General features: G+C 71.1%; 20 protein-coding genes and 1 pseudogene. 7 read left to right on the top strand and 14 right to left on the bottom strand.

Features of this window, described 5'->3' with window-relative positions; genetic code table 11:
* The first annotated feature begins 495 nt into the window (after window positions 1-495).
* From ACFY8W_RS36190 to ACFY8W_RS36175, 4 genes and pseudogenes are all read left to right on the top strand, one after another.
* Window positions 496-780, top strand: coding sequence for a hypothetical protein (locus ACFY8W_RS36190; protein ID WP_391114987.1), 285 nt, complete (start codon window positions 496-498; stop codon window positions 778-780).
* The gene (locus ACFY8W_RS36185) at window positions 777-1175 is read left to right on the top strand and encodes a DNA-binding protein (RefSeq protein ID WP_391114985.1); all 399 of its coding nucleotides are present in this window, start codon (window positions 777-779) and stop codon (window positions 1173-1175) included. The genes ACFY8W_RS36190 and ACFY8W_RS36185 overlap by 4 nt, the downstream gene beginning before the upstream one ends.
* 287 nt (window positions 1176-1462) lie before the next feature.
* Window positions 1463-1873: pseudogene (locus ACFY8W_RS36180) on the top strand (pyridoxal-dependent decarboxylase); the annotation flags it as partial.
* Complete coding sequence (locus ACFY8W_RS36175; protein ID WP_391114982.1) at window positions 1818-2783, top strand: pyridoxal-dependent decarboxylase; 966 nt, start codon at window positions 1818-1820, stop codon at window positions 2781-2783. The pseudogene ACFY8W_RS36180 and the gene ACFY8W_RS36175, both read left to right, overlap by 56 nt.
* Before the next feature lie 237 nt (window positions 2784-3020).
* Here ACFY8W_RS36175 and ACFY8W_RS36170 read toward each other — a convergent pair whose 3' ends face one another.
* Window positions 3021-4349: a TRAM domain-containing protein gene (locus ACFY8W_RS36170; protein ID WP_391114979.1), complete on the bottom strand. Its 1329-nt coding sequence runs from the start codon at window positions 4347-4349 to the stop codon at window positions 3021-3023.
* Window positions 4350-4411: 62 nt separating this feature from the next.
* Window positions 4412-6463, bottom strand: coding sequence for an amino acid permease (locus ACFY8W_RS36165; protein WP_391114976.1), 2052 nt, complete (start codon window positions 6461-6463; stop codon window positions 4412-4414).
* A gap of 252 nt (window positions 6464-6715) precedes the next feature.
* Here ACFY8W_RS36165 and ACFY8W_RS36160 point away from each other — a divergent pair, with 252 nt between their 5' ends.
* Window positions 6716-7384, top strand: coding sequence for a TrkA family potassium uptake protein (locus tag ACFY8W_RS36160; protein ID WP_046911473.1), 669 nt, complete (start codon window positions 6716-6718; stop codon window positions 7382-7384).
* Window positions 7384-8061: an NAD-binding protein gene (locus ACFY8W_RS36155; protein WP_391114972.1), complete on the top strand. Its 678-nt coding sequence runs from the start codon at window positions 7384-7386 to the stop codon at window positions 8059-8061. The genes ACFY8W_RS36160 and ACFY8W_RS36155 overlap by 1 nt, the downstream gene beginning before the upstream one ends.
* Before the next feature lie 303 nt (window positions 8062-8364).
* Here the strand turns inward: ACFY8W_RS36155 and ACFY8W_RS36150 are convergent, their stop codons facing one another.
* From ACFY8W_RS36150 to ACFY8W_RS36115, 8 genes are all read right to left on the bottom strand, one after another.
* Entirely contained in the window at window positions 8365-9129 is a 765-nt protein-coding gene (locus ACFY8W_RS36150; RefSeq protein ID WP_391114970.1) for a DUF3159 domain-containing protein, read from the bottom strand.
* Window positions 9130-9132: 3 nt separating this feature from the next.
* Window positions 9133-9531: an OB-fold nucleic acid binding domain-containing protein gene (locus ACFY8W_RS36145; RefSeq protein ID WP_356066235.1), complete on the bottom strand. Its 399-nt coding sequence runs from the start codon at window positions 9529-9531 to the stop codon at window positions 9133-9135.
* Window positions 9532-9590: 59 nt separating this feature from the next.
* Window positions 9591-10274, bottom strand: a complete 684-nt coding sequence (locus tag ACFY8W_RS36140; RefSeq protein WP_391114967.1) for a response regulator — start codon at window positions 10272-10274, stop codon at window positions 9591-9593.
* Between the two features lie 144 nt (window positions 10275-10418).
* Window positions 10419-12974 carry a DUF4118 domain-containing protein gene (locus ACFY8W_RS36135; RefSeq protein ID WP_391114964.1) on the bottom strand — a complete coding sequence of 852 codons (2556 nt, stop codon included), beginning with the start codon at window positions 12972-12974 and terminating at the stop codon, window positions 10419-10421.
* A gap of 110 nt (window positions 12975-13084) precedes the next feature.
* Complete coding sequence (locus tag ACFY8W_RS36130; RefSeq protein ID WP_391115004.1) at window positions 13085-13753, bottom strand: ATP-binding cassette domain-containing protein; 669 nt, start codon at window positions 13751-13753, stop codon at window positions 13085-13087.
* Window positions 13754-14011: 258 nt separating this feature from the next.
* Window positions 14012-14785: a DUF3710 domain-containing protein gene (locus tag ACFY8W_RS36125; protein WP_391114962.1), complete on the bottom strand. Its 774-nt coding sequence runs from the start codon at window positions 14783-14785 to the stop codon at window positions 14012-14014.
* A 1-nt stretch (window position 14786) separates the two neighbouring features.
* Window positions 14787-15299, bottom strand: coding sequence for a dUTP diphosphatase (dut, locus tag ACFY8W_RS36120; protein ID WP_128977708.1), 513 nt, complete (start codon window positions 15297-15299; stop codon window positions 14787-14789).
* Entirely contained in the window at window positions 15299-15883 is a 585-nt protein-coding gene (locus tag ACFY8W_RS36115) for a hotdog domain-containing protein (RefSeq protein WP_391114959.1), read from the bottom strand. Before ACFY8W_RS36115 ends, dut begins: the two co-directional genes overlap by 1 nt.
* 57 nt (window positions 15884-15940) lie before the next feature.
* Between ACFY8W_RS36115 and ACFY8W_RS36110 the strand changes: the two genes are divergently transcribed.
* The gene (locus tag ACFY8W_RS36110) at window positions 15941-16426 is read left to right on the top strand and encodes a DUF3093 family protein (protein ID WP_391114956.1); all 486 of its coding nucleotides are present in this window, start codon (window positions 15941-15943) and stop codon (window positions 16424-16426) included.
* Between the two features lie 126 nt (window positions 16427-16552).
* Here ACFY8W_RS36110 and ACFY8W_RS36105 read toward each other — a convergent pair whose 3' ends face one another.
* The 4 genes from ACFY8W_RS36105 to ACFY8W_RS36090 all read right to left on the bottom strand — a co-directional run bounded on the left by ACFY8W_RS36105 (window position 16553) and on the right by ACFY8W_RS36090 (window position 20231).
* A complete protein-coding gene (locus ACFY8W_RS36105) occupies window positions 16553-17632 on the bottom strand; it encodes a hypothetical protein (protein ID WP_391114954.1) in 1080 nt (359 codons plus the stop codon).
* Between the two features lie 12 nt (window positions 17633-17644).
* Window positions 17645-17941 carry a DUF4193 domain-containing protein gene (locus tag ACFY8W_RS36100; protein ID WP_003955561.1) on the bottom strand — a complete coding sequence of 99 codons (297 nt, stop codon included), beginning with the start codon at window positions 17939-17941 and terminating at the stop codon, window positions 17645-17647.
* Between the two features lie 396 nt (window positions 17942-18337).
* Complete coding sequence (locus tag ACFY8W_RS36095) at window positions 18338-19573, bottom strand: ATP-binding protein (RefSeq protein ID WP_391114951.1); 1236 nt, start codon at window positions 19571-19573, stop codon at window positions 18338-18340.
* A 4-nt stretch (window positions 19574-19577) separates the two neighbouring features.
* Window positions 19578-20231: a response regulator transcription factor gene (locus ACFY8W_RS36090; RefSeq protein WP_384418036.1), complete on the bottom strand. Its 654-nt coding sequence runs from the start codon at window positions 20229-20231 to the stop codon at window positions 19578-19580.
* Window positions 20232-20353 lie beyond the last annotated feature (122 nt).

The following is a 20353-nucleotide window of genomic DNA, read 5'->3' as shown; positions in this document are numbered from 1 at the left end:
CTACCGACAAGCGGATGAGGCAGGGGCGGCCAACAGTTCCGCAGCCAGTGCCCCGGTCACCTCAAGATGCCTGCCGCCCCACAGCCGAGGGCTCCCCCGGCGGTCACCAAGGGCGCATGACGACCCATCAGAGACCGCCCCGTCCGTGCGTCAAGCGTGCGTCACGTGCGTTAGATATGTGTCAGACATCGCATCTAACGCACGTAACGCCCATAACGCCCACTCGGAGAAATGACGGGTCAGGCGCCCTTCTTCGCAGGCTCCAGAATCGCCACGCACTCCACATGATGCGTCATCGCAAACATGTAGAGCCAAAACAGGTCAAAGAAATACGCAGGTCAGGGGTTCGCTCGGCACAAAACGGGCGCAAGATCAATGTGCATTACGTGCAGGATGGGCGCTACGTGCGATCCCCGACGCGCGACGGGTCGGCATCCAGAGCTCCTCGCCATCGAGAATCTCGCTGTATGGCATTCGAAATGCCATACTCGTGTCATGCCTGACGACGACACCGACTTCCCACCCGGCGACGGCCCCACCAGCGGGATCTCCGTCTCCCTGACCGCCGGCACCCTGCAAGCGATCCGTGAGCGAGTGGGCAAGCGAGGCGTGTCCGCGTTCCTGGAGAAGGCCGCGCAGCGGCAGATCGAGCGCGACAACCTGGACGAGCTGATCGCCGACTTCGACAAAACCCACGGCCCCGCCGACCCGGAAGCCGTCGCAGCCAAACGAGCCAAGCTCACCGGCGGCACCTCGTCCGGCGCCGGGGCAGCCGCGTGAGCGGCGCCCTCATCCTGGACAGCGAGGGCCTGGCCAAGGCCGTACAACGCGACCGCCAGGTCCATGAGTGGCTCACGGCCGCTCGCGACGCCGACCTTCCGGTGATCACCTCTGCCGCGGTCCTCGTCGAGGTGATCCATCCCCGGATCAATGACGCTGCGCTGAAGTGGACTCTGTCCCGCCTGCGGGTCGAGCTGGTCACCCAGGCCCTCGCCCAGTCCGCCGCCACTCTGCTGCGCGCGGCCGGACTCCACGGCCACAAGTACGCCATCGATGCCATGCTCTGCGCCGCCGCCCTCGCCCAGCCGGGACGCGTCACGATCCTGACGTCCGACGTCGAGGACATCACCATGCTCACCGCCGCGCATCCCCGCGTGACCGCCGAGAAGGTCTGAGTCGTAACACCGCTCCAGGCCACGCAGCCTCGGGGTGCCCCGGCAGGGGGGCGGTGTAGGACGGATCGGCTGCGGTCGGTCGGTATCGACTGTCGCCGCAGTCTGGGCGCCCGCCCACTGCCGAGAAGGATGCTTACCGGAGGGCGGGCGGGCCACGTGGCGTCGTGGGCCCCGCCGGTGGAAGTGCCCCTGGCGTCACGCTGTGCGGCGGTATTACCGTGCCGGACCACGCAGGCCGCCACCCTCTTCGGCGCGCTCGTCTCGTGCTCGTCGATCCAGGGCGCCTCATGGTTCCTCGCCTCCGGCCCCGTCGCCGCCGAGAACCAGGTGCTGCGCCTGCTCGCGGACCTCGCCGACATGCCGGCCGCCGCGGGCGACTGCTTCGTCTCCGGCTGTTCGGCCGGGAACCTCTCCGCCCTGGTGACCGCGCGCGACATGACCCGGCGCCGCCGGGTCCCCGCCCCGTACGACCGCGTCAGGTTCGCCGTCTCCGACCAGGCCCACTCCTCCATCCCGCACTGCGCGCGGCGCTCCTCGCCGACGCGGACCCCTCCGACGTCATCGGAGTCGCGGCCACCGCCGGCACCACCAACGCCGGAATCATCGACGACCTCTCCGGAATCGCCACCGTAGACCGGGAGTTTGACCTCTGGTTCCACGTGGACGGCGCGTACGGCGGCGCCGGCCTCCTCGCCCCGAGCGTCCAGGACCGCTACCGGGGCATCGAGCACGCCGACTACCTGGTTTCTTCACCCCCACAAGTGGCTGTCCACCCCCTTCGACTGCGCCACCCTCCTCTACCGCGCCCCTCGCCTGGCCAGGGCGGCCCACACCCAGAACGCCTCCTGCCTCGACGCCCTTCACACGGACGACGACACCCAGTGGAACCCCAGCGACTACGCCCACCACCTCAGCCGCCGCGCCCGCGGCCTGCCCCTGTGGTTCTCCCTCGCCGTCCACGGCACCCGCGCCTACAGCGAGGCCATAGAGAAGGCCCTCACCCTGGCCCGCACCACCGCCGCACTCATCCGCACGGCCCCCTACCTAGAACTCATCCGCGAACCCGAACTTTCCGCCGTGACGTTCCGCCGGATTGGCTGGACCGCCGAGGACTACCCGGAATGGTCCGCCCGCCTCCTCGCCGGCCAGACCGCCGTCGCGGCGACGACCGGCTGGGAGGGCGAAACCGTCGCCCGATTCGCCTTCCTCCACCCAGAGACCGCTCTGGCCCGCCAGAAGCGCATCCGCTGGGAAGCCGCCATGAAAGAAGCGCGCTTCCAGTACGCCGAGGCGTACCGCGTCAGGCACTTCGAAGCGCAGGAAGCGGCATGGCGCCACACCACCCGACTCGCGGAGTACGTGAGCGCCGTACGCACCCGGGTCGAGACCATGGCCCCCAGGCCAGACCAGGACCGAAGCCGAAACATGGATCGACTGGGCGGCAGCACGCGTGGAGCATCTGAACCCGCTGAACACACCGCCCCGGCTGCCCGACATCCCCGAACCACGAGGGGACGATCTCAGGCCCTTTCTCGGGCACTGGAGTCCCTACGGCCCCTGACGCAACACGCGCCGAACACCCCACCCAGTGTCACGGAACGTCATTAGCGAGAAGCCGATGGGGCAGGGGCAGCCAACAGCTCGGCAGCCAATGCCCCAGCCACTTCAGGGTGCCTCCGACCACACAGTTGAGGACTCCATCCGGCGGTCACCAGTCACGCATGACAACCCATCAGATATCACACCGTCCATGCGTCAAACGTGCGTCACGTGCGTCAGATATGCGTCAAGATATCGCCCGTAACGCACGTAACGCCCATAATGCACACTCAGAGAAACAGCAGGTCAGGCGTCCTTCTTCACCGGCTCCAGAATCGCCACGCACTCCACATGGTGCGTCATCGGAAACAGGTCGAACGCCCGCAGCGTCCGCACCCGGTAGCCGCCCTCCCGGAAGTACGCCAGGTCGCGGGCCAGGGCCGCCGGGTCGCAGGCGACGTAGGCGATGCGGCGGGCGCCGAGGTTCGCGAGGTGGTGGACGGTCTGCTTGCCGGCGCCGGCGCGCGGCGGGTCGAGGACGATGAGGTCGACGTCCGTGATGCCGGTGCGCGGGAGGACCGACTCGACCTTGCCCTGCTCGATGCGGACGCGCGGGAAGTCGGCCAGGTTGTGGCGGGCGTCCTCCACCGCGCGCTTGCCGGACTCGATGCCGAGGACGGCGCCCTGGTCGCCGACGCGGTCGGCGAGGGCGCCCGCGAAGAGGCCGACGCCGCAGTAGAGGTCGAGGGCCGTCTCGCCCTTGCGGGGCGTCAGGCCCTGCATGACGGCGAGCATGAGGGTCTGCGCCGCCTTCGGGTGGACCTGCCAGAAGCCGCCGTTGCCGACGCGGTAGGTGCGGTCGTCGGCGCGCTCGCGGACGAAGGGACGGCCGTGGACGCGGTGGACGCCGCCGTCCTTCTCCTCGACGCGCAGGACCGAGACGGGCTTGTCCAGCTCCACGAGGGGCAGGCGCGCGCCCGGGCGCGGCGTGAGGACGACCTGGCGGTCCTGGGAGCCGGACGCGGCGATCGCCTCGATCGACGCCATGCCCTCCCAGGTGCGCTTCTCGATGCCGAGTTCCGAGACCCCCGGCGCCGCGATCATGCAGTGGTCGATCACCTCGACCTCGTGCGAGCGGTGCTTGCGCAGGCCCGCCCGGCCGGCCTCGTCGACCGCGTACTGGACGCGGGTGCGCCACTGCGGGACCTCGCCCGCGGGGAGCTTGTCGCCCTCGGCCGGGACCACGGTGCCGTCCCAGCCGGCCTCCTCGGGCGTCAGGCCCGCGAGCCGCTTCAGCTGCTCGGCGATGACCTCGCCCTTCAGCCGGCGCTGGGCGCCCGGCTTGGCGTGCTGCCAGTCGCAGCCGCCGCACTTGCCGGGGCCTGCGAACGGGCACGGCGCCTCGATGCGGTCCTTCGAGGCCTCGAGGATCTCGACGGCGTCGGCGCGCAGGAAGCGGGAGGTCTCCTCGCCCTCGGTGACCCGGGCCCGGACCCGCTCGCCCGGCAGGGCGTGGCGGACGAAGAGGACCCGGCCCTCCTCGGTACGGGCGATGCAGTGGCCACCGTGGGCGACCGGGCCGACCTCGACCTCGTACTCCTCCCCGACCAGCGACGCGACAGGGGTGTTCTGCATGATCGGGGGCTCCAGGGAGAAGAAGACGACGGGCTGCCCGTACGCACGGGCAGCCCACCAGTCTAGTTGCTCTTTCCGGCCGTTTCCTTCTGGCCCTTCTCGACCGGGCCGCGGCGCACCGAGCCCGGCGCGTTCCACTCCTGGCGCTTGCGCGCCCGCTTCTTCGCGGCCTCGGAGGACTGGAGCTGGTACGGGACCGAGGTCACCATGACGCCCGGGGTGAAGAGCAGGCGGCCCTTCAGGCGCAGGGCGCTCTGGTTGTGCAGCAGGTGCTCGTACCAGTGGCCGACGACGTACTCGGGGATGTAGACCGAGACGGCGTCGCGCGGGCTCTCCTTGCGGAGGTTCTTCACGTACTCGATGACCGGCCGGGTGATCTCGCGGTACGGCGAGTCGAGGATCTTCAGCGGCACGTTGATGCCGCGCCGCTCCCACTCCTCCTTCAGCGCCTTCGTCTCGGCCGGGTCGACGTTGACGGTGAGCGCCTCCAGCTCGTTGGCGTGCAGCAGCTTGGCGTAGGCGAGGGCGCGCAGGGTGGGCTTGTGGAGCTTGGAGACGAGGACGACGGAACGGACCCGGGAGGGCCGGACGTACTCGTCGGGGCGCTCCTCGGCGGCCCGGATCTCGTCGGCGACGGAGTCGTAGTGCCGGCGGATCGCGGTCATCGTCACGTAGAAGATCACCATGCCGAGCAGGGCGACCCACGCGCCGTGGGTGAACTTGGTGGCGAGGACGACGACCAGGACGAGGCCGGTGAAGAAGGCGCCGAAGGCGTTGATCGCGCGGGAGCGGATCATGTGGCGGCGCTTGGCCGGGTCCTTCTCGGTCTTCAGGTGCCGGTTCCAGTGCCGGACCATGCCGACCTGGCTGAGCGTGAAGGAGACGAAGACGCCGACGATGTAGAGCTGGATCAGCCGGGTCGAGTCGGCCCCGTAGATCCAGACGAGCAGCGCGGCGGCGCCGGCGAGGAGCACGATGCCGTTGGAGAAGGCGAGGCGGTCGCCCCGGGTGTGCAGCTGGCGGGGCAGGTACCGGTCCTGGGCGAGGATCGAGCCGAGGAGCGGGAAGCCGTTGTACGCGGTGTTCGCGGCCAGGAAGAGGACGAGCGCGGTGGCGGCGGCCAGCAGGATGAAGAAGAACGTCCCGTCGCCGAAGACGGCGGCGGCGACCTGGGAGATCACCGGGTCCTGGACGTAGCCCTCGCCGACCGGCTTGCCGTTCTGGAGCAGGTCGTGGGCGGGGTTCTCGGCCATCCGGACGTCGGTGGCCATGGCCAGGAAGATGATGCCGCAGAACATGGTGACGGCGAGGCCGCCCATGAGCGCCAGCGTGGTGGCCGCGTTCTTCGACTTGGGCTTGCGGAAGGCGGGCACGCCGTTGGAGATGGCCTCGACGCCGGTGAGCGCCGCACAGCCGGAGGAGAAGGCGCGCAGCAGCAGGAAGAGCAGGGCGAAACCGGCCAGGCCCTCGTGTTCGGCCTTGATCTCGAAGCCCGCGGTCGGGGCCGTCATGGTCTCGTCGAGGACGAGGCCGCGCCAGGCGCCCCAGACGATCATGGCGAAGACGCCGAAGACGAAGACGTACGTCGGGATGGCGAAGAGGCCGCCGGACTCCTTCACGCCACGCAGGTTCATCAGCGTCAGCAGCACGATCACGGCGACGGCCGATGCCACCTTGTGCTCGACGACGAACGGTACGGCGGAGCCGAGGTTCTCGATGCCGGAGGAGATGGAGACCGCGACGGTCAGGACGTAGTCGACGAGCAGGGCGCTCGCGACGGTCAGTCCGGCCTTGGGCCCCAGGTTGGTCGTGGCGACCTCGTAGTCGCCGCCGCCGCTCGGGTAGGCGTGCACGTTCTGCCGGTACGAGGCGACGACCGTGAACATCAGCACGACGACGGCGAGCGCGATCCACGGGCTGAAGTGGTAGGCCGACAGACCCGCGACGGAGAGGACGAGCAGGACCTCGCCCGGTGCGTACGCCACCGAGGACAGCGGGTCGGAGGCGAAGACGGGAAGGGCGATCCGCTTGGGGAGGAGGGTCTCGCCGAGCTTGTCGCTGCGCAGGGCCCGTCCGATGAGGATCCGTTTGGGCACGTCGGTCAGTTTGGACACAACAGAGGATCGTAAGCGTTCGAAACTGGCCACGCGGACCATCACCCCGATCCGCACCGAATCTCCCAGCTCGCTACCCGAATGCGCTGATCGCCACCTCGGCTGGGTCGGCGTCAGGGTTGCCGCATAAGCTCGGACCGGACAGCACGTCTGTGCGTGTCCGCCACGGCCCGGGCGATTCGGGCCAGGAAAGTTGTGAGCAGGGTGTATTCGCAGGTCAGCAAGACGATCAGGAGTGCGGGGTAAGGGGACGTGCACATCGTCATCATGGGCTGCGGGCGAGTGGGAGCCGCTCTCGCGCAGACCCTCGAACAGCAGGGGCACACCGTCGCGGTCGTCGACCAGGACCCGACGGCCTTCCGCCGCCTGGGTTCGGGCTTCGGCGGGCGCCGGGTCACGGGTGTGGGATTCGACCAGGACACGCTCCGCGAGGCGGGCATCGAAGAGGCCGGTGCCTTCGCCGCGGTGAGCAGCGGCGACAACTCGAACATCATCGCCGCGCGGGTCGCGCGCGAGATGTTCGGCATCGAGAACGTCGCCGCCCGCATCTACGACCCGCGGCGCGCCGAGGTCTACCAGCGCCTGGGCATCCCCACGGTCGCCACGGTCCGCTGGACCGCCGACCAGATGCTGCGGCGGCTGCTGCCCTCGGGCGCGGAGCCGCTGTGGCGTGACCCGAGCGGCGGAGTGCAGCTCGCCGAGGTGCACACCTCTCCCGCGTGGATCGGCCACAAGGTCAGCCGGCTCCAGGAGGAGACGGGTGTGCGCGTGGCGTTTCTCACCCGACTGGGCGAAGCGATTCTGCCGACCTCTCAGACGGTGCTGCAGGAGGGCGACCTCGTGCACGTGATGATGCGCACGGACGAGATCGACAAGGTCGAGGCGGCCTTCGCCGAGGGTCCCGAGGAGGGCGGTCACTGATGCGTGTCGCTATTGCCGGCGCCGGCGCGGTGGGCCGTTCCATCGCGGGCGAACTCCTGGAGAACGGCCACGACGTCCTCCTCATCGACAAGGCGCCGACCGCCATCTCGGTGGAGCGGGTGCCGCAGGCGGAGTGGCTGCTCGCCGACGCGTGCGAGATCACCTCGCTGGACGAGGCCGCCCTGCAGCGCTGCAACGTGGTCATCGCGGCGACCGGCGACGACAAGGTGAACCTGGTCGTCTCGCTGCTCGCCAAGACCGAGTACGGCGTGCCGCGCGTGGTCGCCCGGGTCAACAACCCGAAGAACGAGTGGCTGTTCAACGAGGCCTGGGGCGTGGACGTCGCCGTCTCGACGCCGCGCCTGATGTCGGCCCTGGTCGAGGAGGCGGTGAGCGTCGGCGACCTGGTCCGGCTGCTGCGCTTCAGCCACGGCGACGCGAACCTGGTGGAGCTGACGCTGCCGCCGGAGTCGGCGATCGCGGGCACGCAGGTCGGTGATGTCGCCTGGCCGCAGGACACGTCCCTGGTCACCATCATCCGCGGCTCCCGGGTGCTCACGCCGAGCCCGGAGGAGACCCTGGAGGCGGGCGACGAGCTGCTGTTCGTGGCCACCCAGGCCCGTGAGGAGCAGCTGGAGGAGCTGCTCTCGGTCCGCCGGGAGAGCGCCGAGTCCTGAGCTCGTACGGTACGCGGAAGGGGCCCGGGACCTGTGACAGGTCCCGGGCCCCTTCTCGTACGGCGGTACGGGCGGTACGGCGGTGCGGACGGCGCGGGCGGGTACTGCGAGGACGGGCGGTACTCCGAGTACGGGCACTCCTGGGGGTCGGAGCCCCACGGGCCGGAGCTTCACGGGTCGGAGCCCCACGGGCCGCGGCCGCCCGGGCCGCACAGCCGCTCGGGACGGGGCCCGCCCGGTTCGACCGGGCGGCCCCCTCCCGCGTTCCGTAACGGCCCGCTGGACCCGGAGCGTCGCCCGCGACTACTCCGTGCGGCCGCCGCCCCGGGCCTCGGCCTTGCGGGCCTCCTCGGCCTTCTCCTCGGCCTCCATCTCCGCGAACACGTCGATCGGCGGCGGCGCCTTGGCGAGGAACACCCAGGTCAGATACACCGCGAGCAGGAACGGCGGGATCTTGAGGGCGACGAGGACCCAGCCGAGCTGGGTGGTGTCGGCCCACCAGTACAGCGGGAAGAGGATCGCGCACTTGGCGAGGAGGATCAGGCCCCAGGCCCAGCTGGCCTTCGCGTAGGCCTTCTTGCGGCCCGGGTTGCGGGTGCGCCAGGAGAGGTTCTCCTTGAAGACCGGGCCGAGGATGAGACCGATCAGCGGCACTCCGGCCAGGGTCGTGATGATGTACGCGAGACCGAGGCCGAGCGTGTACAGCATGCCCGGCAGGTAGAAGTCCTTGGCGTTGCCGGTCATCATCGCGAAGACGACACCGAACGCGACGCCGAAGACGCCGCTGAAGGCGTGCTTGACGGTGTCGCGGCGGATCAGCCGGACGGCGACGAGGACGAGCGAGACCCCGAGCGCGGCGATCGCCGAGAAGTGCAGGTTCTTGTTGATCGTGTAGATCGTGACGAAGAGCAGTCCGGGCAGGACCGTCTCCACCATGCCGCGCACTCCGCCGAAGGCCTCGAACAGGGCGGCCTCGGTCACCGCCTTGTCGGTCTGGGCACCCTGGTCCGGGGTGCTCGGGCCGGCCTCGGCGCCATGGTCGGTGGTCGGCTTGTCGACTGACGTCACCGGCTACTCCTGTCCGAGCGGTCGGAGCTCGTATTTGGGGTTGAAGAGGACCCGCCGGCCGTGGCTCATGGAGATGCGGCCGGAGGCGATCAGCTTGCGGCCGGGTTCGATGCCCACGATGGAGCGGCGGCCCAGCCAGACCACGTCCAACGGCGCCGTGCCGTCGAAGAGCTCGGCCTCCAGCGCGGGCACGCCGGCCCGGGGGCGCAGGGTGACCGTGCGCAACGTACCAGTCACCTTGACTATCTCGCGGTCGGAGCAGTCGGAGATCCGTGTGCACCCCGAGGCCGCGGAGTCTTCCTGGAGCTCCACCGACTCCAGCTCCTCCTGGGAGGTGGAAAGGCGGTCGAGCATGCGGCGGAAGCGTCCGGCGGGCTTCTCTGTACGCGGTGCGGCACTCATACCTCAAAGCGTACCGGCCGCCGCCGACGCGGAACCCGGCCCGGGATCCCGTACGGGAGTCAGTGTTCGAAGCGGTAGCCCATGCCCGGTTCGGTGACGAAGTGGCGCGGGTGCGAGGGGTCCTGCTCCAGCTTCCGGCGCAGCTGCGCCATGTACACGCGGAGGTAGTTGGTCTCGGTGCCGTACGAGGGACCCCAGACCTCCTGAAGGAGCTGCTTCTGGCTCACCAGGCGGCCGCTGTTGCGGACCAGCACCTCCAGGAGGTGCCACTCGGTCGGGGTGAGCCGGACGTCCTTGCCGTCGCGGTGGACCTTCTTGGCGGCGAGGTCGACCGTGAAGCCGGCGGTCTCGACGACCACGACGCCGTCCTCGCGGCCGACCGGCTCGGCCCGGCGGACCGCGGCGCGCAGCCGGGCCAGGAGCTCGTCCATGCCGAAGGGCTTGGTGACGTAGTCGTCGGCGCCCGCGTCGAGCGCCTCGACCTTCTCGTCGGAGGTCTGACGGGCGGACAGCACGAGGATCGGCACCCGGGTCCAGCCGCGCAGGCCCTTGATCACCTCGACACCGTCCAGGTCGGGCAGTCCGAGGTCGAGGACGACGACGTCGGGATGGCGCTCGGCGGCGAGCCGGAGGGCGGTGGCGCCGTCGGGCGCCGCGTCGACCTCGTACTTCCGCGCCTTGAGGTTGATCACCAGGGCGCGGACGATCTGTGGCTCGTCGTCGACCACGAGGACCCGGGTCATGGAGGGAGACCTTCCTGTTCGTCGTTACGGTTACGGCTCGTCGTCACGGCTGCGGCTACGGCTGCGGCGCTGCCGTGCGTGTCACGGGCCCGGTCGGGCGGGGTACGGGGCCGGGTGCGGGCGCGGTCGGGCGGGAGGCCCGGGTCACGTGAGGCTGCGGGCGGGCGTCGGGGCGGCGCCGGGTTCCGGCGGCGGGGCGCCGCCCCGGGCGGTCCTCAGGGTGAGGACCATGGTGAGGCCGCCGCCCGGGGTGTCCTCGGCGGCGAGGGTGCCGCCCAGGGCCTCGACGAAGCCGCGGGCGACCGCGAGGCCGAGACCGACGCCCGCGCCGCGCGGGGCGTCGCCGAAGCGCTGGAACGGTGCGAAGATGCCGTCCTTGCCCTCGTCGGGGACGCCGGGGCCGCGGTCGGTGACGCGCAGTTCGAGCCGCTCGCCGAGGACGCTGGCGGAGACGACGACCGGGACGCCGTCGGGGCTGTACTTGACCGCGTTCTCGACGATGTTGGCAACGGCCCGCTCGAGGAGGCCGCGGTCGACGTCGACCATGGGCAGGGTCTCGGGGATGTCGAGGTCGACACTGCCCTCGGGGACTCCGCCGAGCGCCATCGGCACGACCTCGTCGAGGTCGGTCGGGCGGATCAGCGGGGTGACGGTGCCGGTCTGGAGCCGGGACATGTCGAGGAGGTTCCCCACGAGGTGGTCGAGCCGGTCGGCGCCCTCCTCGATGCCCTCCAGGAGCAGGGCCCGGTCCTCCTCGGACCACTCGACGTCGTCGGAGCGGAGCGAGGACACGGAGGCCTTGATGCCGGCGAGCGGGGTGCGCAGGTCGTGGCTGACGGCGGCGAGCAGCGAGGTGCGGATCTTGTTGCCCTCGGCGAGCTTGCGGGCCTCCTCGGCCTCGTCGACGAGCCGCTGGCGGTCCAGGACGACGGCGGCCTGGGCGGCGAAGGCGCCGAGCACCCTGCGGTCCTCGGCGGGCAGGACCCGGCCGTTGAGGGCGAGCGCCAGGTGGTCGCCGACGGGCATGTCGACGTCGGCGTCCTCGGGCCGGGACACGGGACCGGTGCCGACGCTGGCGGCGCAGGTCCACGGTTCGAGGTCGCCCGCGCGCTCCAGGAGGGCGACGGACTCCATCGAGAACGTCTCCCTGACCCGTTCGAGCAGGGCCTCCAGGCTGCTCTCGCCCCGCAGGACGCTGCCGGCGAGGTACGACAGCACCTCGGACTCGGCGCGCAGCCGGGCGGCCTGCTGGGTGCGGCGGGCGGCCAGGTCGACCACGGACGCCACGGACATGCCCACGCCGAAGAAGACGGCGATGGCCACGATGTTCAGCGGGTCGGCGATGGTCAGCCGGTGCAGCGGCGGGGTGAAGAACCAGTTGAGGAGCAGCGAGCCGATGGCCGCCGACGCGAGGGCCGGCAGGAAGCCGCCGAGGAGCGCGGAGGCCACCGTCAGGGTGAGGAAGAGCAGCATGTCGTTGGCGAGCCCGAGGTCCGCGTCGACATGGGTGAGCAGCAGGCTGAGCAGCACGGGCCCGGCGACGCCGACCAGCCAGCCCCAGACGATCCGGGCCCGGCCGAGGCGGGCGCCGCGGGCGACGGGCAGGCCCCGGCCCTTGGCGGCCTCCTCGTGGGTGACGATGTGGACGTCGAGGTCGGGTCCGGACTCGCGGGCCACGGTCTGGCCCACGCCGGGCCCGAAAACGTACTGCCAGGTGCGGCGGCGGCTGGAGCCGAGCACGATCTGTGTGGCGTTGACGCCGCGCGCGAACTCCAGGAGCGCGTGGGGCACGTCGTCGCCGACGACGTGGTGGAACGTTCCGCCGAGGTCCTCGACGAGGGTGCGCTGGACCGCGAGCTCCTTCGGGGAGGCGGAGGTCAGGCCGTCGCTGCGGGAGATGTACACCGCGAGGACCTCGCCGCCGGCGCCCTTCTCCGCGAGCCGCGCGGCCCGCCGGATCAGCGTGCGGCCCTCGGGGCCGCCGGTGATGCCGACGACGATCCGCTCGCGCGCCTGCCAGGTGGAGCGGATGTTGTGCTCGCCCCGGTACCAGCGCAGGTACTCGTCGACCCGGTCGGCGGTCCACAGCAGCGCCAGTTCCCGCAGCGCGGTGAGGTTCCCGGGCCGGAAGTAGTTCGACAACGCCGCGTCGACCTTGTCCGGCTTGTAGATGTTGCCGTGCGCCATCCGCCGCCGCAGCGCCTGCGGCGACATGTCGACCAGCTCGATCTGGTCCGCGCGCCGCACCACCTCGTCCGGCACCGTCTCCCGCTGCCGGACACCCGTGATCGACTCCACCACATCGCCCAGCGACTCCAAGTGCTGGATGTTCACCGTCGACACCACGTCGATCCCCGCCGCGAGCAACTCCTCGACGTCCTGCCAGCGCTTGGCGTTCCGCGAGCCGGGGACGTTGGTGTGCGCGAGCTCGTCGACGAGCGCGACGGCGGGCCGGCGGGCGAGGACCGCTTCCACGTCCATCTCGGTGAAGTCGGTGCCGCGGTACTCGATCCGCCGCCGGGGTATCCGCTCCAGACCGTGGAGCATCACCTCGGTGCGCGGCCGGTCGTGGTGCTCCACGAACGCGACCACGACGTCCGTGCCTCGTTCGACGCGGCGGTGCGCCTCGGAGAGCATCGCGTACGTCTTGCCGACGCCCGGTGCCGCTCCCAGGTAGATCCGTAGTGTGCCGCGTCCCATGCCATGACCTTACGTCCAGCCAATCGGACATTCCGCACGGGTACGGGCCGAGCGGGGGCGTATTGACGTGATCCTGACGCGCGCTGTCCGGACCACGCGGTGACGTCCGCTCAGTGCTCGATGATCTCGCCGTCGCGCAGCTCGAGGACCCGGTCGGCGAGGCCGAGGAGCTGGGAGTCGTGGGTGGCGACCAGGGCGGTGCAGCCCTCGCTGCGCACCACGGCCCGCAGCAGCTCCATGACCGCGAGGCCGGTCTCGGCGTCCAGCTGTCCGGTGGGCTCGTCGGCGATCAGCAGCGCGGGCCGGTTGGCGAGGGCGCGGGCGATGGCGACCCGCTGCTGCTGCCCGCCGGAGAGCTCTCCGGGGCGCTGGGCGGCGTGATCGGCGAGCCCGACGAGGGAGAGCAGCAGGGCGACCCGCTCCTCGCGCTCCTGGGGATCTGCCTCGCGCAGCCGCATCGGCACGCCGACGTTCTCGGCGGCGGTGAGGATCGGTATGAGGCCGAAGGACTGGAAGATGAATCCGATCCGGTCCCGGCGCAGCTCCAGCAGGCCCTCCTCGCCGAGCCGGGCGAGGTCGGTGCCGTCGATGACGATGCGTCCCTGGTCGGCGGTGTCGAGGCCGCCCACGAGGTTGAGCAGGGTGGTCTTGCCGGAGCCCGATCGGCCCTTGAGGGCGACCAGCTCTCCGCGCGGGATGTCGAAGGACACGCCGCGCAGGGCGTGTACGGCGGCCGCCCCCGTCCCGTACGAGCGGTGGAGGTTCTCCACCCGGACCATCGGTGCGCCCGTCGGGTCGTCGACGACGGCCGTGCCGGTCCGCACGTTGCTCTCACTCACCGTGATGCCCCCCTGGTTCGAACGTGTGCGCCGTCAGTATGGGCACAGGGCGGCGACCGGTGCCAGGCCTGTGGAAAACCCGGCCGGGGGGTCGCGCGGGTCGCGTGGCCCAGGCTGTGGAAAGCCCGGTGGCCGCTCCCGAACGGGAGCGGCCACCGGGCTCTGTTCACGTGCCGATCGCTCGGCGGTCACACGGCGTCAGCGGATCTCGGAGATCTCCGGGCCACGCTGCAGCTGGCCCATGCCGCCGGAGAAGCGGGAGCCGCTCTGGTCCTCCTGCTGCACGCCGTCCGGCACCATCTGGGCGTCGTTCGGCAGCTTGAGGACGATCGGGTCGCGCGGGGCCATCGGGCCCTCGCCGCGGACGACCACGGTGTCCCGGACGATCTGCTCCAGCAGGCCCGCGGCCTCGGGCTGCACCGCGCCCTGGCCGGAGATCACGCCGCGCAGGAACCAGCGGGGGCCGTCGACGCCGACGAAGCGCACCAGCTGGACGCCCCGGTTGCCGTCCGGCAGCTGTACGGGCACCTGGGCGCGGAGCTCCCAGCCCAGCGGGCCCTCGATCTCGTCGATCACGCCGCCCTGCTGGGTGATGCCGGTCGCGATCTCCTCGCGGACCTCGCCCCAGATGCCCTCCTTCTTGGGCGCGGCGAAGGCCTGCAGCTGGACGGCGCTGTCGCGCAGCACGACGGTGGCCGCGACGATCGCGTCGCCCGCCACCTCCACGCGCAGCTCCATGCCCTCGACGCCGGGCACGAACATGCCGCCGAGGTCCACGCGGCCCTCCTCGGGCTTGCCGACCTCGGAGATGTCCCAGGGACCGTCGGGCCGGGGCGCCGGCGGAAGGTTCACCCGGCGCTGCCCCTCGGCAGCGTCAGTCGCGTCCCCGTCCTCGGGGTTCGCCGCGTCGACGACCTGCTCGGCCTGGCCCGCGGCGTCATCGGCACCGCTCTTCTTGCGACGTCCGAACACGTCACTGTCCTTCCCGGTCGGATACGACCGAAGCGTATCGATTCCCACCCGTAGTGCCGTCCACGGCGGCATGACCGCCGGTGGACCCGAAGCCCCCCTCGGCCCGCGCGGAGCCGGGAAGCTCCGCGACCTCGTGGAAGCGCACCTTCTCGACCTGCTGGACGACGAGCTGGGCGATCCGGTCGAACCGTTCGAACCGCACGCTCTCGCGCGGGTCGAGGTTGACCACGATCACCTTGATCTCTCCACGGTACCCGGCATCGACCGTCCCCGGGGCATTCACGAGCGCGACTCCGCAGCGGGCCGCGAGACCGGAGCGCGGGTGCACGAAGGCGGCGTAGCCGTCGGGCAGCGCGATGGAGACCCCGGTGGGCAGCACGGCCCGCTCCCCCGGGGCGAGCTCGGCGGCCTCGGTGGTCACCAGGTCGGCGCCGGCGTCGCCGGGGTGGCCGTACGCGGGGATCGGCACCTCCGGGTCCACACGGCGGATGAGTACGTCGACGGGATTGCGCATCAGGGGTTCACCTCGAAGGCGCGGGCGCGCCTGACCTGGTCGGGGTCGGACATGGCCGCCTGGATCTCCTCCTGGCGGCCGTTGTCGATGAAGTGGTCGACCTTGACCTCGATGAAGAGGGCGTCGGCGCGGACGGCGACGGGGCCTTCCGGCCCGCCGATCCGGCCGACGGCGGTCGAGTAGATCTTGCGGCCGTGCACGGCGGTGACCTCGGCCCGGAGGTGGAGCACGGTGCCGACCGGTACGGGCCGGGCGAAGTCGGTCTCCAGTCGGCCGGTCACGGCGATGACCCGCAGCAGCCAGTTCAGGGAGCCGAGGGTCTCGTCGAGCGCGGTGGCGAGCACGCCGCCGTGCGCGAGGCCGGGGGCGCCCTGGTGGTCGGTGGTCACGGTGAACTCCGCGGTGACCGTCACGCCCTCGCCCGCCCGCGCCTCCAGGTGCAGCCCGTGGGGCTGCCCGCCGCCGCACCCGAAGCAGTACTCGTAGTGCGCACCGAGCAGCTCGCCGGGGGCGGGCGCGTCGGGGTGGCGTACCGGCGCTATGGCGTCGGCCGGCGGGGTGAGAGCGGCAGATGTTCCAGTCACAGGCGCAGACCTTACCCGCGCGCCCGGGCGCGGGTCGCGCCGTGCCAAGCTTGGGGCATGCAGCAGCCTTCCGTGCCCCCGACCGCCCCGGGCTTCGACGAACGTCTGACCGCGCCCCGCTCCTGGTGGCTGATCGTGGGTCTCATCGGTCTCTCCGGTGCCCTGGTGATGTTCCCGCTGGGCACGGTGCCGACGCTCGGCGGTCTGATCGCGGCGGCGGCGCTCGCCGCGGTGGGCGTCTCCTCGTACGGTTCGGCCCGGGTCCGTGTCGTGGCCGGCTCGCTGGTCGCCGGTGACGCCAGGATTCCGGCGTCGGCACTGGGGGCGCCCGAGGTGCTGGACGCCGAGGAGGCGCGCGCCTGGCGCACGTACAAGGCCGACCCGCGGGCTTTCATGCTGATGCGCAGCTACGTGCCGACGGCCGTGCGGGTCGAGGTGACGGACCCGGCGGATCCGACGCCGTACGTCTACGTGTCCACCAGGGACCCGGAGGGCCTGGCAGCGGCCCTGGAGACGGCCCGGAGCGAGGCCACGGCGGCCTGAGCCGTCGGGAGTCCGACGAGGGCCCCGCGGGGCCCTCAGGGCGTGTCCGGCCGGATCCGAGCCGCGCCTGGTCGGGCGTGGCCGTGCCTGATCCGGTCCCTTCCGACGGGCAGGCCCTCGGAGACCCTAGAAGTCGATCTCCTTGGGGTTCTCCGGCTGCTCCAGGGGCGGCAGGGCCGGGAGGGCGTCCCAGGGGATCTGGCGTGCGCGCAGGTCCTTGCGGACGTGCCCGGCGAGCTTCTTGGTGTCGCGCCGGTTCATGACGGCGCCGACGGCCGCGCCCACCATGAACGGGGTCAGGTTCGGCAGGTTGCGCACCATGCGCTTCATGATCTGCTGGCGCAGTTCGCGCTTGAGCTGACCGCCCAGTGCCGCGTTGACGGTCGTGGGCTTGGTGGGGTCGATGCCGCGCTCCTCGGCCCAGGCGGTGAGGTAGGCGGTCGAGCGCTGGGTGAGCGTGCCCGGGGGCCGCAGGCCGTAGATCTCGTGCAGCTCGGCGATGAGCTTCAGCTCGATGGCGGCGACGCCGGTGATCTCCGCGGCCAGCTCGGCGGGCATCGCGGGCGGCACGGGCAGCATGGCCGCGGCGCCGATGCCCGCGCCGACGGTGGCGCTGGCGTTGGCCGCGCCGGTGACCAGTTTGTCGGCGATCTGCTCGGGCCCGAGGCCGGGGAACTGCCGGCGGAGGGTCGGCAGGTCGCGTACGGGCACACGCGGGGCGATCTCGATGACGCGGTCCGCGAGGTAGCCGAGGCCGGCCTTGGCTCCCTGACCGCCGCGCTTGACTCCGCGCCGTACGGCTTCGATGCGGGCGCTGTCGAGCTTGATGCGGTCCAGCTGGAGGCGCGCGGGGTTGGCGACGCGCCGCAGGACGCCGCTCTTGGCGGTCCTGCCGGGGGCCTCGCTGCCGGCGCCTTCGCCGGCGGTGGCTTCGAGGGTGCCCTCGGTGGTGCCGTCCCGGTGGTCGGGGACGGGCCGGTGGTCCGGGGCGGGCCTGCCGTCGGCCCGGTGCGGCGCCTCCGTTGCTTCGAGCGAGGCCGCGGGGCCTCGCTCGTCGTCACGTGCGCCAGGTGTGGGCAGGGGGGCGGAGTGCACGGCGGAGGAGGCGTCCTTGACGCCCTCTGCCGAGCCCGAGCCGCCCTGGTACGCCTCCGACCTCCCGGGGAGCCGGAGCCGCCGCTTCCGAGACGGTGTGTCGCCTGCCACGGTCACTCGATCTCAGTCGCAGTCGCGGCAGATCGGCTGACCGTTCTTCTCCCGAGCCAGCTGGCTGCGGTGGTGCACGAGGAAGCAGCTCATGCAGGTGAACTCGTCAGCCTGCTTGGGCAGGACCCGGACGGCCAGCTCCTCGTTCGAGAGGTCTGCGCCCGGAAGCTCCAGGCCCTCGGCGGCCTCGAACTCGTCGACGTCGACGGTCGAGGTCGACTTGTCGTTCCGGCGGGCCTTCAGTTCCTCAAGGCTGTCCGAGTCGACGTCGTCGTCGGTCTTGCGTGGGGTGTCGTAATCCGTTGCCATGTCGCTCTCCCCCTCTGGGTGGTTTGCGGTGTCTCCAGCGCACGTAACGCGTGAGAGGCCGGACTTGTGCCCGACCCGAGGCGGAGATTTTGCCTCACATCAAGGTCTGTTACTCAATCGACACCCAATCCGCCCTCTCACGAGTGACCGGCTTTGGGTGGCGAAGCGGACCGTACACGGTCCGGCGGTCCTCCCTCACGGGTGCCACCCCGTGTACTTCCCGTCATTCGGACCCCCGGAAACCCGGACTTTTCCGGGTTTTCCGAGGGAATTCGCGATCACGGAGAGTGGAGGACCGGACACCCATTCCTGTGATCGATCACACAGGACCGTCTCAGAAATGGGAACCGGAAATTCCGCGCAAAGCGAACAAAACCGGTCGGCTCGTGCAGTGTGTCAGATCGGGAGAGTGACACGCATCACGAGGCCGCCGCCCTCGCGCGGCTCGGCGATGATACGGCCGCCGTGGGCCCGCGCGACGGAGCGGGCGATCGACAGGCCGAGGCCGACTCCCTTGTCGCTCCCCGTGCGCTCCTGCCGGAGACGCCGGAATGGCTCGAAAAGGTTGTCGATCTCGTACGCAGGGACGACGGGACCCGTGTTGGAGACCTCCAGGACCGCCTGACCGTTCTGCGTCGAGGTGGTGACCTCCACCCAGCCGTCCTCCGGAACGTTGTACCGGACGGCGTTCTGCACCAGGTTCAGGGCGATCCGCTCCAGCAGCACGCCGTTGCCCTGGACCACGGCGAGGCCGCGCTCGCCCCGGAACTCCACGCCCTTGGCGTCCGCCTCGGCACGCGCCTGGTCCATGGCCCGCGAGGCGACCTCGGCCAGGTCGACCGGCTTGCGCTCGACGATCTCGTTGTCGCTGCGGGCGAGCAGCAGCAGGCCCTCGACCAGCTGCTCGCTGCGCTCGTTGGTCGCGAGCAGGGTCTTGCCGAGCTGCTGGAGCTCCACCGGTGCCGCCGGGTCCGAGAGCTGGACCTCCAGGAGCGTGCGGTTGATCGCGAGCGGGGTGCGCAGCTCGTGCGAGGCGTTGGCGACGAACCGCTGCTGGGCGGTGAAGGCCCGCTCCAGGCGCTCCAGCATCTCGTCGAAGGTGTCGGCGAGCTCCTTGAGCTCGTCGTCCGGTCCGTCCAGCTCGATCCGCCGGGACAGGTCCGTTCCGGCCACCTGCCGGGCGGTACGGGTGATCCGGCCGAGCGGGGAGAGCACGCGGCCGGCCATCGCGTAGCCGAAGGCGAAGGCGATGATGCTCAGGCCGAGCAGGGCGAACAGGGAGCGCCGCAGCAGGTCGTCCAGGGCGAGGTCGCTCTGGTGCCGCAGACACATCGAGACGGCGTTGTTGAGCTGCTCGCCGGTGGACTTGTCGGGCAGCTCGCACCAGTCGGTGGTCGCCGTCACCGTGCCGCTGACGACCTTGAAGGGCAGCTCGGCGGTGGTGTCCCGGACGGCCTGCGCGGTGAACAGGTAGATGATCGCCAGCAGGATGATCCCGGCGATCAGGAACATCCCGCCGTAGAGCAGCGTGAGCCGTATCCGGATGGTCGGACGCAGCAGCGGCCTCACCGGGTCCCGGGGGTCCCAGGTCGGCTTCTGTGGCGTGTGCAGGAGGGTCGGCGACGAGGGCATCGGGTCAGATCCGGTATCCCGAGCCGGGGACGGTGACGATCACCGGGGGCTCGCCGAGCTTGCGGCGCAGGGTCATGACCGTGACGCGCACGACGTTGGTGAACGGGTCGGTGTTCTCGTCCCAGGCCTTCTCCAGGAGCTGCTCGGCCGAGACGACCGCGCCCTCGCTGCGCATCAGGACCTCCAGGACCGCGAACTCCTTCGGCGCCAGCTGGACCTCCTTGCCGTCGCGGAAGACCTCGCGGCGGTTCGGGTCCAGCTTGATGCCGGCACGCTCCAGGACGGGCGGGAGCGGGACGGTGGTGCGGCGGCCGAGGGCCCGGACGCGGGCGGTGAGCTCGCTGAAGGCGAAGGGCTTGGGCAGGTAGTCGTCCGCGCCGAGCTCCAGGCCCTCGACGCGGTCGCTGACGTCACCGGAGGCGGTGAGCATCAGGATCCGGGTGGGCATCCCGAGCTCGACGATCTTCCGGCAGACGTCGTCACCGTGCACCAGGGGGAGGTCGCGGTCGAGCACCACGACGTCGTAGTCGTTGACCCCGACGCGCTCCAGTGCCGCGGCACCGTCGTACACGACGTCGACCGCCATGGCCTCGCGGCGCAGGCCGGTGGCCACCGCGTCCGCGAGAAGCTGCTCGTCCTCGACGACGAGTACGCGCACGTCCGTAAGTCCTTTCCTGGGCCCTGGTCCTGCACGCGGACGGGGCGGTTTTGCGCACTGACTGTGCGTATCCATCCTGCCCCGAACGCGCGTAAACCGGCTGTAAGGCGGCTGTGCGGGGG

Origin of the sequence: Streptomyces sp. NPDC012637 (assembly GCF_042954805.1) — a bacterium.
Classification (GTDB): domain Bacteria; phylum Actinomycetota; class Actinomycetes; order Streptomycetales; family Streptomycetaceae; genus Streptomyces.
The sequence above is the reverse complement of the archived record's forward strand: the minus strand, read 5'-3'. Positions and strand labels throughout refer to the sequence as shown.

Excerpts from the sequence above, each read along its gene's own strand:
- ACFY8W_RS36190 (WP_391114987.1), top strand. The coding sequence starts at position 496 with ATGCCTGACGACGACACCGACTTCCCACCCGGCGACGGCCCCACCAGC.
- ACFY8W_RS36170 (WP_391114979.1), bottom strand. The coding sequence starts at position 4,349 with ATGCAGAACACCCCTGTCGCGTCGCTGGTCGGGGAGGAGTACGAGGTC.
- ACFY8W_RS36155 (WP_391114972.1), top strand. The coding sequence starts at position 7,384 with ATGCGTGTCGCTATTGCCGGCGCCGGCGCGGTGGGCCGTTCCATCGCG.
- ACFY8W_RS36145 (WP_356066235.1), bottom strand. The coding sequence starts at position 9,531 with ATGAGTGCCGCACCGCGTACAGAGAAGCCCGCCGGACGCTTCCGCCGC.
- ACFY8W_RS36140 (WP_391114967.1), bottom strand. The coding sequence starts at position 10,274 with ATGACCCGGGTCCTCGTGGTCGACGACGAGCCACAGATCGTCCGCGCC.
- ACFY8W_RS36135 (WP_391114964.1), bottom strand. The coding sequence starts at position 12,974 with ATGGGACGCGGCACACTACGGATCTACCTGGGAGCGGCACCGGGCGTC.
- ACFY8W_RS36130 (WP_391115004.1), bottom strand. The coding sequence starts at position 13,753 with ATGGTCCGGGTGGAGAACCTCCACCGCTCGTACGGGACGGGGGCGGCC.
- dut (WP_128977708.1), bottom strand. The coding sequence starts at position 15,299 with ATGCGCAATCCCGTCGACGTACTCATCCGCCGTGTGGACCCGGAGGTG.
- ACFY8W_RS36110 (WP_391114956.1), top strand. The coding sequence starts at position 15,941 with ATGCAGCAGCCTTCCGTGCCCCCGACCGCCCCGGGCTTCGACGAACGT.
- ACFY8W_RS36100 (WP_003955561.1), bottom strand. The coding sequence starts at position 17,941 with ATGGCAACGGATTACGACACCCCACGCAAGACCGACGACGACGTCGAC.
- ACFY8W_RS36095 (WP_391114951.1), bottom strand. The coding sequence starts at position 19,573 with ATGCCCTCGTCGCCGACCCTCCTGCACACGCCACAGAAGCCGACCTGG.